Below are 16,291 nucleotides of genomic sequence, written 5' to 3'. Positions count from 1 at the left end.
AGAAAGACCCGGAGGCGGGGCTGCGCCGGATGTAGTAAAGATTGGTGATAGATACCTTATGGCCTATGGCGCAACTGGTGGTGGCTTAGGGGGCGGGCATAACGGAAGAATACTTACCATGTGGAATAAAACGCTTGACCCAAAATCTCCTGATTTTAAATATTCAGAAGCCGTTGTAGTTGCGTCGTCTGATGGGGTTGAGGATAATGACGCCATAGATCCGGGGCTTCTTCTGGACCCAAACGACGGACGATTATGGCTATCCTACGGAACCTATTTTGGGTTCATTTGCCTCGTTGAACTTAACCCCCAAACAGGAAAACGTGTACCGGGTAATAAGGCAATAAATATAGCCATTGATTGTGAAGCCACAGATTTGATGTATCAGGACGGATGGTATTACTTATTAGGTACACACGGAACATGTTGCGATGGCCCCAATTCGACCTATAATATTGTGGTTGGCCGCTCCCGGAAAGTAACTGGCCCATACCTTGATAATATGGGAAGAGACATGTTAAAAGGCGGTGGTAAGATGGTAGTTGCAGCTGGTGAAAGAGTTACAGGTCCCGGACATTTTGGGCGCCTGATAGTTGGCGATGGTGTTCAAAAAATGTCTTGTCATTATGAAGCAGATTTAGATCAAGGTGGCTTTAGCGTATTAGGTATTCGTCCATTACTGTGGAAAAATGGATGGCCCGTTGCAGGAGATAATTTCAAAGAAGGAATATATGAAATTGAATCTGAGAGAAGAGGATATGCCTTAGAATTGGTAGTTGACTTTGTACGGATGGCAGGCGGTATGCGTTGGTTTAATCGTAAAAATGATGAGCCGGTAAAACCCGTTCCATCTCAGGAATTAACAGATATAGTAAAAACCTGGCCAGCCGGAAACATTGGTGTAAGAATAGGAGATTACATGTTTCGGCCGCATCAGAAATGGACAATTACAGCAGCTCCCGAAGGAGACGGATATATTGGCGGCCCATATTACAAAATAGTAATAACAGGAACAGATAGGGCATTAGCAGCAACAGCAGAAGCAGAAGTAATAACCGTTCCAAAATTTACCGGCGCGCCGGAACAATTATGGCGAATAGATCAATTTACCGATGGAACATATAGAATAATGCCTAAGGTGGTTCCAAATTCAAAAGAGAAGTTAGCATTAGTATCTTCAGGAGATAGTACACCAACACTTGCAATATATGATGCGAATAGTGACAACTCCAAATGGAATTTTAAGGCTCATTAATATATTTTATGTGAATACGCACCTTTAGTTAGCTGCTTTTTCGCTTTAATTACGCCATTTTTGGTATTTTTAATGACCTAAATAGAATGTTAAAACTAAACTTTTTTATGAAAAAATACTTGCTGACTTTATTTGCATCCCTCATTTTGAATGCAACTTCTGCACAGAACCTGCCCGTTAGTTTAACGCCATTTGCACCGTCTTCGCCGCGTATTAACGGGCCGGCTGTTTTTGGCGTAAGGCCGGGTTCGCCGGTAATTTATAATATACCAGCTACAGGTATCCGCCCAATTAAATTTGAAATTGAAAACCTGCCTAAAGAGCTAACTGTGGATGTTGCTACCGGCATGATAACCGGTACGCTAAAAGCCCGTGGTGAATACGCCCTCACATTAAAAGCCACCAACCAGTTTGGCAGTGCTCAAAAAAAGTTTAGTATAATTGTTGGCGACCGGATTGCGCTTACCCCACCAATGGGATGGAGCAGCTGGAACGCCTTTGGTGAAACCATTACCCAGGAAAAAATTGAGCAAACAGCCCGCGCAATGGTAAAAAGCGGCTTAAGCCAGCACGGTTTCGCCTACATAAATATGGATGATGGATGGCAGGGCAAAAGAGCAGGGAAATACATGGGTTTGCAGGGAAACGAAAAGTTTCCAAACATGGGGGCATTGGTTGATACTATTCACAAATTAGGCTTAAAGGCTGGGATTTATTCAACCCCATGGGAAACATCTTACGCCAAATTTGCAGGCGGAAGTGCCGAGACAACAACTGGCGAATGGAAAAAAGCAGGTAATAAGTTTGGGGCAATTTCATTCGCGAAAAACGATGCAATGCAATGGGCCGCCTGGGGTATTGATTACTTAAAATACGATTGGCCAATAGATGTAATACATACCGAAGAAATGAGCAAGGCATTGCACGCTAACAAACGCGATATTGTTTTCAGCTTATCAAACAGTGGTAAAATAGCGGATGCGGAAGCTTATGGCAAACTTGCAGAAAGCTGGCGTACAACCGGCGATATTTATGATTCCTGGCAGCAAGGAGAAGCATTTTGGCATTTTTCGGTATCTGAAATAGGTTTTTCACAGGATAAATGGGCACCTTATGCTGCACCCGGCCATTGGAATGATCCGGACATGCTGGTAGTAGGCCAATTAGGTTGGGGGCCTAAGATAAAACCTACACGTTTAACAGCCGATGAACAATATAGCCATATTTCGCTTTGGTGTATGCTTTCTGCGCCATTGATATTAGGTTGCGACCTTGATAAACTGGATGATTTTACGATCGGCCTGCTTACTAACGATGAAGTTTTAGATATCAATCAGGATAAATTGGGCAAACAAGCTATACGGACGGGCAGTAATGGCCCGATAGATTTTTTTCTAAAACCCCTTTTCGACGGAGCCTTTGCACTCGCTGCGTTTAACCGGGGCGATGTTGCCAAAACTACTACTTTGAATAAGGTAAGCTTCTTTGGTGTATCAGGCAAAATAACCAGGATGCGTGACCTATGGCGGCAACAGGATATCGCCGAATTTAACATTGATAAATCTACCCTTACCATACCGCCGCACGGTGTTATATTGTTAAAAGTTTGGGCAAGCAACTAAAAAAAGAGCCATAACATTTACCTTCTTCCCAAAAAAGGTAAATGTTATGGCTCTTTAAGCTGTCGGTCTGATTAAAGGTTTGGTACACGGCTGAATCAGTAAAAAAAAATTGCACCTATAACGTATATGTAAAATTGAAAGCTATTTACTTATTCAATCCCTTTATACCCTTTACCGTTGGTATTACGCGTTTTATACTTCCATCTGCATTAAATTCCAGTTTATCAATGCAAACCTCCCGGTGATAGCCGGCAGTATTACCCATAGTTATGCCCTTGGGGCGGTTAAAACGATGATAAATTATATACCATTCGTCTTTACCAGGGATTTGTAGTACAGCATTATGGCCGGTTCCATAAATGGCATTTTCAGGATCTTTGGCCACCACAAGGTTATCTGCCGGAACCGAGATCGGCCCAAGCGGCGAGTTAGAGGTACCATACCTCACTTTATAGTTTTCACTACCGGTGTCATCTTCCGACCACATAAAATAATATTTGCCTTGTCGATAGAAAACTTCGGTGCCTTCCCTAAAAGACTGGTTAGGCGTCATTACTTTAATCGAAGTGGTATCAATAGAAAGCATATCTTTATTAAGCCGTGCACCTGCCATATAGCCATTACCCCAGTATAAATAACTTTCATTGGTTTGCGGATCGGTAAACACGTCCGGATCTATCTGCTGGCCGCCGCTTACACCAGCCGGGCGCTTGTAAATAAGCGGAGTGCCGCTATCTTTAAACGGGCCTACCGGACTATCAGCCGTAGCCACCCCTATTTTTTGAGCAGCACAGAAATAATAATAGTATTTATATTGACCATTAATTTTTTGCTCAGTTATGGTTGGTGCCCAGGCATTGTTTTTGGCCCAACTCACATCCTTCGGCAAGTCGAGAATCACACCCTCATCTTTCCAGTTAACCAGATCGCCCGATGAAAAGGCTTTAAAGTAAGTACCACTCCAACCTGTAAAGCCGTCGCTGGTTGGATAAATATAATACTTGCCGGTTTGCCTGGCATATAATATTTCCGGATCAGCATATTCTCCCTTTAAAACCGGGTTATGGTCGCCTGCCCCACCCCATTGAGCCAATAAACGGTTCTCTTCTTTAGTAGTGATCGGTAATACCGTACCATGTCTTGGGTGAAAGTCCATTGTAACATCCTGATCGATCACTTTAAAATGTTCCAGATCACTGCTCCGGGTAAATTGGTAACGTCCCTTGGTGTACAGGTCATACATTAAAATATAATCATTGCCCACGTTCATTTTAAACACCCCAGATCCTTCTACCGGGTCGGCTGTTTGCTGCAAGTACTTATCCTGTAATATGTACCCACCAGTCAAATTTTCAGACACGGCCTTTCTGATCCCATTGCCCGCCCCTTCTGTTTTAAAGAACAAGTTATATTTTCCGTTTGCTAAAATAATGTCAGCATCAATACAAGAACCATTGGTTGGGCTGAAAAACAATTGTTTAGGTTCGCTATCGAGGCCGGTAAAATCTTTATTGGCATAAGCATAATAGATCATGTCGGGCTGGTTGCCAAACCGCATAGACCAGTACAACATGTACTTTTTTTGCTGCGGATCAAAAATGGTTTGCGGAGCCCATACTCTATTTACACCTGCAAATGGTTTAAACAGAGCAGGTATATCAACAATTGCCGAGGTCCAGCTAATCAAGTCGACAGATTTGAGCATCACCATAGCGGTATTTGGTCCCCAGCCATTTTTTGCAACCTGCATATCAGTTGCAACCATAAAAAATGTTTTACCATCTACGCCTCTCAAAATATGAGGGTCGCGCACCCCGCCGGTAGAACTTATTTTGGCCGAATTAATTACCGGCGCGTCGTGATTTAATGCTTTATAATGATAACCATCATTACTTATAGCGAAATGAATAGCTTCTTCTGACTTACCATTACCCGTGAAATAAGTAAAGAGGTAAGCGGTTGGCTTTTGCGCCAGGGCGATTGGGATTAACAGCGTAGTTATTAATGCGGTTAGCAATAACCGGCACTGGAGATATGGCTTTTTTTTCATCTAATTAAGTAGTACATTTTTTATCGGAACTGATATTCCATGAGTTTATAATTATATCGAAGTGGAAGCTGGCTTTTTATGCTTCAGCTTAAATATTAAATTCTACCATCGCCTTAATTACCCCATTGGCAGGGTTTAGCCAGCTTTCAAATTCAGCTTTCACGTCATCAAACTGTACCCGGTGGGTTATGTAATTGGTAGGGTCAACCAAGCCTTTTTTCATAGATGCTATTACATGTTCAAAATCGGCCCGTGTAGCGTTACGGCTACTCATTAGCGTAGCTTCACGTTTATGAAACTCGGGATGTATAAAGCTAATCTCGCCTTTTTGCAGGCCCACCAATACATACCTGGCACCATGCGCCATATACTGAAATCCGTTATTTATAGCGCGCAAACTGCCTGTACAATCTATCACAACAGTTGGCATATCGCCATTAGTAATTTCGCTTAGCCTGGCCATTACATCATCGGTGGTTACATTAATGATGTGGTTTACCTTCAATTTATCTTTACAAAAAGCCAAACGGCCTTCGTTCATATCCATCGCTATTACTTCCCCACCGGCTATGCGGGCAAATTCCATTGTGCCTAAGCCAATAGGCCCGGCACCTATTACCAGCACAAATTCGCCGGGTTGCACCGCAGCCCTGCGCACGCCATGCGCGCCAATAGCCAAAGGTTCAACCAATGCCAGTTCATCATAGCTTAAGCCTTCGCCATGCACTAATGCATAGCTGGGTACAGCCAGGTATTCAACCATGCCGCCATCAACATGTACGCCACATACTTTAATACTTGTACAGCAATTTGGTTTACCACTACGGCAAGCAATACAATGCCCGCAATTAAAATAAGGTATAAAAGTTACTGCTTCTCCTTGTTTAAAGCCTTCGGCCCCATTAGGATCAACCAAATCGCCGGCTAGTTCGTGCCCTAAAATACGAGGATAAGTAAAAAATGGCTGCGTGCCTTCAAATGCATGCAAATCTGTACCACAAATACCAATGCGTTTTATTTGTATCAGCGATTCGCCGGGTTGTGCTATTGACGTTTCTTTTTCGCCATAAACTAATAAACCCGGTTCTGCGCAAGCTAATATTTTCATTATCGTTTTTTAAAGATCAAAAATTTTATCCATTAAAACCCATTTTTCCCCTTCGGCTGCCCAGGGCAGCGGCTGTTGAAATTTCGACATCAACTTTTCCCATTCTAACACTTTAGGATTTTCTGCATCCATTTTAGCTTTTTTCAGCAGATCAAATTGTTCCCCAACCTCCATAATCATAAATAAACGGTTGCCGGTACGATAAATCTGCATATCGGTAACATTTGCATCCAATATGCTTTGCCTTATCTCGGGCCAACCGTTTTCGGCTTTATGCCAGTGCTCATATTCCGCTATCAGGGTAGGATCATTCTTCAAGTCTAATGCTAAACAATATCTATCCATCCTTTGTAATCCCTTGTTCATCTATAAATATTTATAAGCGTAATTTTCATCTATTAATCCTTGCTCCTTCATGTCTTTCCAGAAACCTGATGGCACTTTTACTGATGCCATGACAATATTGTCAACCACCCTGTCCGGATTAGTTGTACTGAGGGCGATACTGGTTACCCCTGGCGAGTTTAAGCCAAATTGAGCACAAACCTGAGCTGGTTTAAGCTGATATTGCGCACATAAAATGAAAAAACGGGCACGCCACTGGTAAAGCTCAGAATGGCTTTCAGGACTAACTGCCTGATAATTATAAAAATCTGAACCGATTAAAAACCCCCCATTAAAAACAGCTGAATTAATAATATCGATGCCTTTTTTTTCTAATTGCTCCATAAATACCACCAGTTCCGGCGGATGGCTGTGCACCGTCATGCTGTTAGCTATCATTACCCAGTCCAATGGCACCTCCAGGCTAACCCGCTCAATCATTCGCCAGTCTTTTGAACCGATGCCTATCCCTTTTACTTTACCCGAGCTCTTTAACTCGTTAAGCGCTACGTAAGCACCCAAAATATCCTGAAACCGTTCTTCTTTTTGTACCTTGTTAACCGCGCCGGCCATATATTCATCCGGGTCATGTACAGATACCAGACTGGCATCATACCCATTCAATAATTCGTTGCCCTGGTTATAGCATTCCAGTATCCCATGGTAACTGATTTTTTGAATAGCGTCGTATTTCAAATCTTTCCAAACCCCGGGCTCAAATGTGGGTTCTGGCGTTTTTAGTTCGGTACGTAACCAACCCAATTTATTGCTGATAAGTACGTTTGACGGATGGGCAGCCAAATCTTTCAAACACTGACCTAAAGATTCCAGCGCTAAGCCAGCACCATATTTGCCGGCCGAGTCAAAAACAACCGGCAGTTCTGCATGCCGAAGGCATTGGGCTACGATGGCACGTTTTTCCGTGTAGCTTTGGACTACATACAAATTACCCAATCCGCTGGTACCAAATATAACTTTGGGCAGTTTAACGTTTTGCATTATATAAAAGTTAATATATAGTTGATACGGGTAAATCTTCTGCTGTAACGCTTCGTACTTTGTGCCCTTTAAATCCAAAATAAGCAACCACCGCGAAACAGGCAGCGGGTACTATGTAGCCATGCTGGATATTACCAGTTACATCGCTGATGTAACCAAAGGCCCGTGGTAATATTGCACCGCCTACAATAGACATGATGATCAAACTGCTACCGTATTCGGTATCGCCTTTTAAATTTTTAATACCTAAGGCAAAAATGGTGGGAAACATAATTGACATAAAAAAGCAGATGCCAACCACCGTATAAATAGTGATAATACCGTGTGCGGTAATAGCGACTACACAAAGCAGGATATTAATAACGGCGTAAATGGCCAGTAAGGTTCCTGATGATACATAACGCATGAGGAACGTACTGATAAACCGGCCGATTAAAAAAGCCAGGCCGCAAATACCTAAATAATCTGCCGCTTTTACCTCACCTATTGCTGCTGATTTGGTGGCGTACAAAATGAAAAGACTAAATACACATACCTGGGCACCAACGTAAAAAAACTGAGCTGCAACGCCCCAGGCCAGGTGCCGGTGCTTAAAGGCGTGAAGGATATTTTTACTGGCCACATGGCCGTCGGCATGTTGAATTTTAGGTAAACGTGTAAACGCGAAAAGTGCCGCAATAGCTACCAAAACGCAACCTAAAATAAAATAAGGGGTTTTAACGGAGGAAGCCTCTGCCGCTAAAGCAAACTTACGGGCGCTCTCTGTCATGCTGCTTAATTGCGCAGCGCTATACCCCTTGGTAAGTATCATCCGGGCACCGATAACAGGTGCCAGAAAGGTAGCCAAGCCATTAAAAGCCTGGGCAAAATTCAGCCTTTGCGTGCTGGTAGCTGGGTCGCCCAGGGCTGTGGCATAGGGGTTTGCAGCGGTTTCTAATATGGTTAAACCGCAGGCAATAATAAACAAGGCTACCAGGAAAAAGGCATATTGCTGCGTATTAGCAGCCGGGATAAATAAAAAACAACCCGAAGCAAACAAGAGTAAACCCGTAATAATTCCGGTTTTGTAGCCATATTTTTTCATGATAAAACCAGCGGGGAGCGCCATCATAAAATAGGCAATAAACACAGCCGAATCTACCAATGTAGCTTGTACAGTGGTTAAAGTGAATGATTTTTTTAAATGTGGTATCAGTATCGGATCAAGATTATGGGCAAATCCCCATAAAAAGAACAAACTGGTGATCAATATAAATGGGAATACCTTACTGCCGTTTGATGTTAGTGTTTTTTTAACCATGATTTATTAAAGTTCAAAGATTTGCTTTGCCGCCCTTTCACTTAAGTAAAGCAAATGCTATAATTGGGTTGCCGCTATGCAATGCATAAATTAACTGATTATAAGTTAAATAATAGCTCCTTCTATCCTAAAAACATAGGCATCCTTGCAAGGCGCCTCGTCTGGTAGTTGAATTTTTATACCTTCGGCTGTTTGTTGGAAATTTAATTTGGTTTGATGTCCTAATAAACTAATGGCCTCAATTTTTCCTACAGCAGCACCTGTAGCCAATTTCTTTATCAAGGCTGTTTTATTAGTCGGCCAGCCTAAAATAAAGGCATATAAGGTTTTGCCTTTGGTTGTAAAGCGAATGTCTGCCGAAGTAAATGGTTTGCCTTTACCTTCATTAAAACCCTGCGCACTCAACGGCGCAGCTGATTCCGAAGCCGGGCCTTCGCCAAATGTAGTCCACGGGCGTGTGCTGTAAATTCCCTCGCTGTTAATATGCATCCAGGCTGCGATGTCTTCTACCACCGCCCGTTCTTTTTCATCAATACTACCATCTCCCCTCACCGGGATATTTAGCAATAGGTTACCATTTTTGCTAACTACATCAATTAGTGTGTGAATAACCGTTTTGGCTGTTTTATAATTGTTGTTATCATATATCCGGCGGTCATAATGCCAATCGCCTATACAAGTATCCGTTTGCCATGGCAAAGTTTCTATTTGGTTGCTTTGCCCGCGCTCTATATCCCATACCATAGTTTTGCGTTGTTGCTCATCCAGTATCTTGCCGTTAATCACTGCGCGTAGTTTTCCATGTTTTTTGATACTGCTGTTATACAGGTAGGCTGCTACCCTAAGGCCTGCATCACTAACCGGCCAAAGTGGTAACGCGGTGTCGTCAAAATACATCAGTTCGGGCTCGTATTGATCAATCAGTTGTACCATGCGGTTATAAAACTTTTCGCAATAGGCTTTAGATGGCGGCGTTACGCCATTCCCCCAGTTCCATTGCTTGTGTATCATGCCGTTGTCTAAACTATTTTCACTTAAAGGGTGATTTTGAGCATAAAGCTCCTGCGGATCGTAATCGTCCCACCACTTACCGTTACCATCTGCTTTAGTGATCTTGCCGTCATACGGTATGCCGGCCAGCGATCCATTTTTATCAGCGCGTTGTGCCGTTTCCATCCAGCTCCAGGTATGTGCAGCATGTACGCTTACGCCAAATGCCAGCCCCTGATGTTTGGCTGCTTTGGCCCATCCACCTATCAAATCCTTTTTAGGCCCTATTTTAGTAGCATTCCAGCTTTGATACTTACTGTCAAACAGGTCGAAATTATCGTGGTGGTTTGCCAGTGCTACAAAATATTTGGCCCCGGCTTTTTTGTATAATGCTACCAACTCTTCCGGGTTCCAGTTTTCGGCTTTCCAATCGTTAATTACATCTTTAAAGCCAAACTTAGAGGGATGCCCATACTTTTGACAATGGTATTTATATTGATCGCTACCCTCCTGATACATGCCTCGGGCATACCAATCACCACGTTCTGGCTGGCATTGGGGGCTCCAATGTGCCCATAACCCAAACTTAGCATCCCTAAACCACTCCGGAACCTGGTATTGCGTCAACGAATCCCAGTTGGGTTTAAAAGGGCCGGATACGCTACCGGCCACATTATCATAAGGCCGTAATAAGCCCTGGCCAGCTAACCGGGACAGGTACAAAGAGGAGAATCCTGTTAATGCGCCTTTAATTAATATTCTTCTTTTCATATATATTATAATTACAGATAATAGAGCTTAAAATAAACCGTGAGACAGTAATCCCTCCAGCACCTTATTAATAGGCGGGTATTAATACCTTAAAGGGATTAGAAGCTTGCGTGATACAACCACGCTCGCTATCGTTAAATAGGTCTTTGCGTTTTTATTTCTTCATACTGAATATGTTTTAGGTTTAACAATAATTGGTAAATGTACTTTGTAACTTAATTTCCCCATCTGTTACAGGACATTTTAGTTTATTAATTATTTGTTGGTATGTATCACAAAATCAGGCAAGTTATTGCATGGTTTTACATTCATTATATAATTAGCTTTTCGTCTGATTAATAAAATATAAACTTTAAATTGGTTGGTTAGCAACCAGAAGTACTGATATGTTAACATCCAAATTTAGATGCATTTTGCAGCTAAACATTAACCTAAAGAGACTTTCTTTTATACAAAACCGATTTTTTTAAAAATCTTTGGTACTCAAACAACATAAAATTATGCTGACTATTGTAGAACTGTTAACGTTGCGCGATGATAAAAAGAGTTTTAAAGCACAATTTCTCCTTGCTGAATGCAGATCATGTACATCTCGGCATAAAGTGGAACTACCAAAACGTGATAAGCCCTTATTACAGGCTATATTACATTGATAAGGGTGCTGGAGAGATTTCGGATGTAAAAACAATATTGCAACTGGAGCCCGGTTATTTGTACATTATCCCAAGTTTTACCTTTTGCAATCTCAGTTGCCAAAGTTACATGAGTCAATATTTTATACAGTTTTTTGAGGAGTCGTTCGATGGGATTTCTTTATTCGCAGGTAACCGGTCCGTCATGAAAACGAAAGCGAAGCCAGTAGATGTGATTAACTTCGCCCGTTTACTCGAAATTAATCCTGGAAGAGGGATCAACAGGTCTGACAATCCTAAGATCTACGAGAAAGACATTTTTTATAAAGAATACCAGGAACTCAATAACAAGCAAAATGTTGCTACCTATTTGGAAACCCAAGGTATAATACTGCAACTGATTGCGCGTTTTTTAACCGCCGATATATTTAAACATCAGGAAATTAATCATATCCCGGTTAAAATTATGGAAGCGATCAGTTTTATATCCTTAAATCTTAAACAAGATTTATCCATAAAATTTCTGGCTGAAAGAGCAAATCAGAATACGGACTACTTTTCAAGGCAATTCCAGCAATTTACCGGGGAGCGGCCTATTAATTACATTCATGAAAAACGGATAGAAAGAGCGCAATACTTAATGGTGGCTACTCAAATGACTTTTTCCCAAATTGCAGCCCATACCGGCTTCGAAAACGTATTTTATTTCTCTAAAATATTTAAAAAAATAACAGGTATCTCCCCAGGCAATTACAGGAAACAATTGGATTTACAAATTCGTTAACCAAGTCTTTAATAAAAGTCCGGGCGTTACTCAAACACAAAACCAACAATCGTTTGCTGTTCTGACTTAAAGATTGCGCTTCTTAAATCTATTTAATATCAATTACCACTGCATGCATATCTTTAACTGACGCAGCCATCCGTTTAATAAATAAGTAATTGGCCGAGCCGCCAATAATTGCGCCCACAACCGGCACCAACCGCTCTGCTGTTTTTGAGCCGATGTTAATCAGCAACTTTTCGGCCACCTCTTCCATAATGGTTTTAGTAACGGTTATACCGGCATCTACCTTAAGCGAGGTTGCAATTATTTTAATAAACTCATCAAACGGGATACGATAATCGCCACGATTATAGTAGTTAATAGCCAGCGTAACCCTAAATTGCTGGGTAATAAGGTTAATCAAATCTACAGGCACACCAACCAGCATAGTTGTTATACCACCGGCACCTGTTACCACGCCAGAGCCGGCTGCCATTAAGGCACATTGGTTAATAAACCTATCGATACCCACACGGTCAACCCCTCTTTTTATACCTAGTTGGTCTATATTGTTAAATATCTTTTCAAATCCATCTTTAGAAAGCCTTTCAAAGTTTGCTCTGAAGCCAGATTTTAGCTTATTGAAATTTATTTGGGGTAGTGTTAACTTACGCATTTGCTATATAATTATTACTTAAATAAGTACTATTATCGTGCCATTGTTTGCATGTAATTTACACAGGCCGTAACGCCAATTTCTGGCATATCAACAACCCGATATACGCATCCAACATGCTAAAAATAAATATTTTACATTTTTTTTATTATACTATAAGGCGTATATTGGTTCTATATTTCAGAAAAAAGCAGATGACAAAATCTAAAAAATCTTTCTTAACTTTTACCTGTTATGCTTTAAGCCTGCTTCTTGTTTCGCTATGTGAGCTACTGTTTGTAGATCATGTAACCCCACTTAAACTTATATTGCCAATTGTTTTAATACTGCCCGTTTATTCCGTTTTAATTTACCGGATACAAAACGTAAAAAATACAAACCATTTGTCATAAACCTATCTTAGCTAAGAAAACACCCCCTGCTGTATCTAATCTTTACAGGATTAATTTCGGGCTAATACAACACCCCCTCCCGGAATTCCGAAATGATAACTATATTGGCCGCATGAAAAAAGGGTTACTTTTCACCATTTGCATCGCCTTTTCCTCGGCGGCCGTTTTCGCACAAAAAGTTCAAAAACTAAACGATTATTTCCCGGCTCCAAATATCTGGCAGCAAAAAACACCGTCGCAATCGGGTTTGGATGATGTTGGCATTCAAAAAGCTGTAAGTTTTGCGCTGGCTAACGAAGCAAAATCATCGCACGATGGTTTGATAGCTCAATACCAAAGCTTTGGTAAAGAACCCATGAGCGAGGCTGCCGGCCCGCTTACATACCGCGCTGCTGCAACCGGACTTATCATTTACAAAGGCTACGTGGTTGCCCAATGGGGCGAACCCAATAAGGTTGATATTGTAAACAGCGTAACCAAAAGCCTGCTTTCTACAGTAATTGGTGTAGCGGTTGATCGCGGCCTGATCCGTAGCACGGCAGACACGGTAGCCAGTTATGTGCCCTTTGTAGAAATTTACTCACCCGGCAGTAGCAACGGCTCTGACAGTAATCAGAACGACATTATATATCCTTTTGCTTCTGCACATAACCGCAGGCTCACCTGGGAAGTTATGCTGCGCCAAACCAGCGACTGGGAAGGCACGCTTTGGGGCAAACCAGACTGGGCCGACCGCCCCGAGGGCGACCTGGAAGAATATAAAAACCGTAAACGTAACGAACCAGGCACCACCTGGAAATATAATGATGTACGCGTAAACGCACTTGCCCTTGCAGCCACTAATGTATGGCGCAGGCCACTGCCACAGGTTTTAAAAGAAACTATTATGGACCCTATTGGCGCGTCAACAACATGGCGCTGGTACGGTTACCGAAATTCGTGGATAGTGCTGGATGGCCAACCCGTACAATCTGTAAGCGGTGGCGGCCACTGGGGTGGCGGCATGTTTATGAATGCCTATGATATGGCCCGTTTTGGCTTGCTTACCCTGCATGGCGGCAACTGGAAAGGTAAACAACTCATTAGCAAACAATGGGTTGAACAAGCCCTTACCCCTACCACCGCTAATACCGGCTATGGCTATATGAATTGGTTTTTAAACACCGACAAAAAACTGCTGCCATCTGCCCCCGAAAAAGCTTGGGTACACATAGGCAACGGCACAAACATGATTTATTGCGATACCGACCACGATTTAATTATCGTAGCCCGCTGGATTGACAATAAAGCCATGGATGGTTTGGTAAGTGCGGTACTGAAATCAATAGTGCAGTAAGGAAGATGCAAGAAACAAGAACCAAGAGACAAGAAAGTTGATTTGTACAACAGTTGTTCAGCTGCGGTAAGTTACCTGTTTTTCAGGCTTCCAGCCTGTTGCAAACAAGATTTTGTATCTTGTCTCTCGATTCTTGTTTCTTGTTTCTACCCCCCTACTGGCTTGGCAGAAACGGGTTAAAATTCCTCGTGCCTATTTCCATCCCGGCGGCGCGGCAAACGGTTTTGTCGCCATATTTAAAGTTAATGTTATCCATGGCCTGGTATAGCTTAATCTGCTCTTCGTTATCTTCAAACAGGTTAATCTGGTAACTGCCCCGTGTAAGCTGGCTCAATTTTACGCCGATAAGCCGGATGGGGTTATTTTTACTCCATGCTTTTTTTAGCAGGTTTTTAATACCGGGAATCAAGATATGTTCTGCTGCTGTCAGGCTGATCTTTTCTTGCAGGGTATGGGTTTCAAAATCGCTGTAACGAAGCTTAACAGCCATACAACCTGCTACCTTACCTTCTTTGCGTAGCTTAAAGGCCAGCTCTTCTGTCATCGATACCAGGATGGTTTCTAAGGTACGCTGGTCGGCAGTATCTGCATCAAAAGTGTGCTCGGTAGAGATGGATTTCCGTTCGGATGCCGGTTCTATTTCACTGTGATCAATCCCCCTGGCCTTTTCCCAAATATATAATCCGGCACGGCCGAAAACAGTTTCCAAAAAACGAAGCTCTACCTTTTGCAGGTCGCCTATTTTTTCGATGCCGTAACTATATAGTCGCTCGCAGGTTTTTTCGCCCAGCATGGGTATTTTGCGGATGGGCAGCGGAGCCATAAACTCCATTTCTTTGCCGTGCTCAATATAAAGCTGCCCGTTGGGCTTGGCTTGGTTGGTAGCCATTTTAGCTACTGTTTTGGTTGATGCCATCCCGAACGAAATAGGCAAGCCGGTTTCGCGGATCACCCTTTGCCGCAGTTCTGTAGCCAGCTGATAGGCATCATAAAAGCGATCCATACCTGTGTAGTCAATATAAAACTCATCAACAGAAGTTTTTTGGTAAAGCGGTACAGCATCATGGATAATCTGCGTTACCTCCCGCGATGCTTCCCCATATCGCCCATGCGTACCCCTTACCAGTATAGCATCCGGACAAAGCTTCAAAGCCTGCCGGGTAGGCATGGCAGAGTGTACGCCAAACTTACGCGCTTCGTAACTGCACGATGCAACCACACCCCGATCTGCCGAGCCACCTATAATCACCGGCTTGCCAATTAGCGCGGGATTAAACTTTCGCTCTACAGATACGAAGAACGAATCGAGGTCAATATGAACAATATGCCGCTTCGGAATCACTATACAAATGTGGAAAAATTAAATGTAAAAATACTAATTATTTTAGCAATTTCGTTTATCTAATTTCATCGTTATGACTGGATATGCCGACTACATGCTACTGCTTAGACCCGACGACCGGATCTGTGCAGAAATTAGCAGTTACAAAAAATTTGCTGCCGGGTTAATAGGCGACTATCCTTCTATGGGGTCAACTGCGCATATCTCGGTATCTAAATATACCCGCAAAAAACCGTATATCATGCGGCCTGCTATAGAAACCCTGCAGCCAAAGCTTAAAGGTATGCCGGCTGTAACCTTACAGATCAATAACTTTAAGTTTTTTGTACATAAAAATAATACCTACACTATTTATGCCGCTATAGAAGCTACTTACCAAAGTGATAACTGGTTTGCAGCTTTAGGCAAGCAGTTGCACATTAGTAAAAGCCAGCTTACACCACATATCACTATTGCGCGCAGCATTAACGAAAACTGCTTTTACAAACTGTGGCCTCATTTTAAATATATCACTTTCCGCCAGCGTTTTATGATTAATAGTCTTACTGTACTGGAGCGCGAAACGCTGAACAGCCAATCTAAATGGAGTATATTTCACGAATTTATGTTTGAGCATAAAACGGCTGCGAGTTTTGCCTGAAATGCATTTTATTGGCCTCATTCTCAGC

13 protein-coding genes are annotated in these 16,291 nt (G+C 42.4%); 5 read left to right on the top strand and 8 right to left on the bottom strand.

Features of this window, described 5'->3' with window-relative positions; genetic code table 11:
• Together RG47T_RS06340 and RG47T_RS06335 are read left to right on the top strand one after the other, a co-directional pair.
• The coding region (locus RG47T_RS06340) for a family 43 glycosylhydrolase (RefSeq protein ID WP_216351013.1) at window positions 1–1,255 on the top strand (1,255 nt) is incomplete at its 5' end.
• A gap of 107 nt (window positions 1,256–1,362) precedes the next feature.
• Entirely contained in the window at window positions 1,363–2,877 is a 1,515-nt protein-coding gene (locus tag RG47T_RS06335) for a putative Ig domain-containing protein (protein WP_074493181.1), read from the top strand.
• A gap of 145 nt (window positions 2,878–3,022) precedes the next feature.
• On the opposite strand, the gene RG47T_RS06330 is transcribed toward RG47T_RS06335, so the two are convergent.
• From RG47T_RS06330 to RG47T_RS06305, 6 genes are all read right to left on the bottom strand, one after another.
• Window positions 3,023–4,927, bottom strand: coding sequence for a glycoside hydrolase family 43 protein (locus RG47T_RS06330; RefSeq protein ID WP_074488642.1), 1,905 nt, complete (start codon window positions 4,925–4,927; stop codon window positions 3,023–3,025).
• An 88-nt stretch (window positions 4,928–5,015) separates the two neighbouring features.
• Complete coding sequence (locus RG47T_RS06325) at window positions 5,016–6,035, bottom strand: zinc-binding alcohol dehydrogenase family protein (RefSeq protein ID WP_074488641.1); 1,020 nt, start codon at window positions 6,033–6,035, stop codon at window positions 5,016–5,018.
• A gap of 9 nt (window positions 6,036–6,044) precedes the next feature.
• Window positions 6,045–6,380, bottom strand: a complete 336-nt coding sequence (locus RG47T_RS06320; RefSeq protein ID WP_074493179.1) for an L-rhamnose mutarotase — start codon at window positions 6,378–6,380, stop codon at window positions 6,045–6,047.
• A 21-nt stretch (window positions 6,381–6,401) separates the two neighbouring features.
• Complete coding sequence (locus RG47T_RS06315; protein WP_074488640.1) at window positions 6,402–7,418, bottom strand: aldo/keto reductase; 1,017 nt, start codon at window positions 7,416–7,418, stop codon at window positions 6,402–6,404.
• 10 nt (window positions 7,419–7,428) lie between these two features.
• Window positions 7,429–8,718: an L-fucose:H+ symporter permease gene (fucP, locus tag RG47T_RS06310; RefSeq protein ID WP_074488639.1), complete on the bottom strand. Its 1,290-nt coding sequence runs from the start codon at window positions 8,716–8,718 to the stop codon at window positions 7,429–7,431.
• Window positions 8,719–8,823: 105 nt separating this feature from the next.
• The gene (locus tag RG47T_RS06305; protein ID WP_074488638.1) at window positions 8,824–10,479 is read right to left on the bottom strand and encodes an alpha-L-fucosidase; all 1,656 of its coding nucleotides are present in this window, start codon (window positions 10,477–10,479) and stop codon (window positions 8,824–8,826) included.
• A 534-nt stretch (window positions 10,480–11,013) separates the two neighbouring features.
• On the opposite strand from RG47T_RS06305, the gene RG47T_RS06300 reads away from it, so the two are divergent.
• A complete protein-coding gene (locus tag RG47T_RS06300) occupies window positions 11,014–11,895 on the top strand; it encodes a helix-turn-helix domain-containing protein (protein ID WP_074488637.1) in 882 nt (293 codons plus the stop codon).
• 88 nt (window positions 11,896–11,983) lie between these two features.
• Here RG47T_RS06300 and RG47T_RS06295 read toward each other — a convergent pair whose 3' ends face one another.
• Window positions 11,984–12,553, bottom strand: coding sequence for a hypothetical protein (locus tag RG47T_RS06295; protein ID WP_074488636.1), 570 nt, complete (start codon window positions 12,551–12,553; stop codon window positions 11,984–11,986).
• A 504-nt stretch (window positions 12,554–13,057) separates the two neighbouring features.
• Here RG47T_RS06295 and RG47T_RS06285 point away from each other — a divergent pair.
• Window positions 13,058–14,281 (top strand): serine hydrolase domain-containing protein, encoded by a 1,224-nt coding sequence (locus RG47T_RS06285; RefSeq protein ID WP_074488634.1) that lies wholly within the window; start codon window positions 13,058–13,060, stop codon window positions 14,279–14,281.
• A gap of 154 nt (window positions 14,282–14,435) precedes the next feature.
• On the opposite strand, the gene dinB is transcribed toward RG47T_RS06285, so the two are convergent.
• Window positions 14,436–15,623 carry a DNA polymerase IV gene (gene dinB, locus RG47T_RS06280; RefSeq protein ID WP_074488633.1) on the bottom strand — a complete coding sequence of 396 codons (1,188 nt, stop codon included), beginning with the start codon at window positions 15,621–15,623 and terminating at the stop codon, window positions 14,436–14,438.
• A 73-nt stretch (window positions 15,624–15,696) separates the two neighbouring features.
• Between dinB and RG47T_RS06275 the strand changes: the two genes are divergently transcribed.
• Window positions 15,697–16,263: a 2'-5' RNA ligase family protein gene (locus RG47T_RS06275; protein WP_074488632.1), complete on the top strand. Its 567-nt coding sequence runs from the start codon at window positions 15,697–15,699 to the stop codon at window positions 16,261–16,263.
• The last annotated feature ends 28 nt before the right edge of the window (window positions 16,264–16,291 follow it).

It is taken from the genome of Mucilaginibacter polytrichastri (assembly GCF_001911425.1).
Classification (GTDB): Bacteria; Bacteroidota; Bacteroidia; order Sphingobacteriales; family Sphingobacteriaceae; genus Mucilaginibacter; species Mucilaginibacter polytrichastri.
The sequence above is the reverse complement of the archived record's forward strand: the minus strand, read 5'-3'. Positions and strand labels throughout refer to the sequence as shown.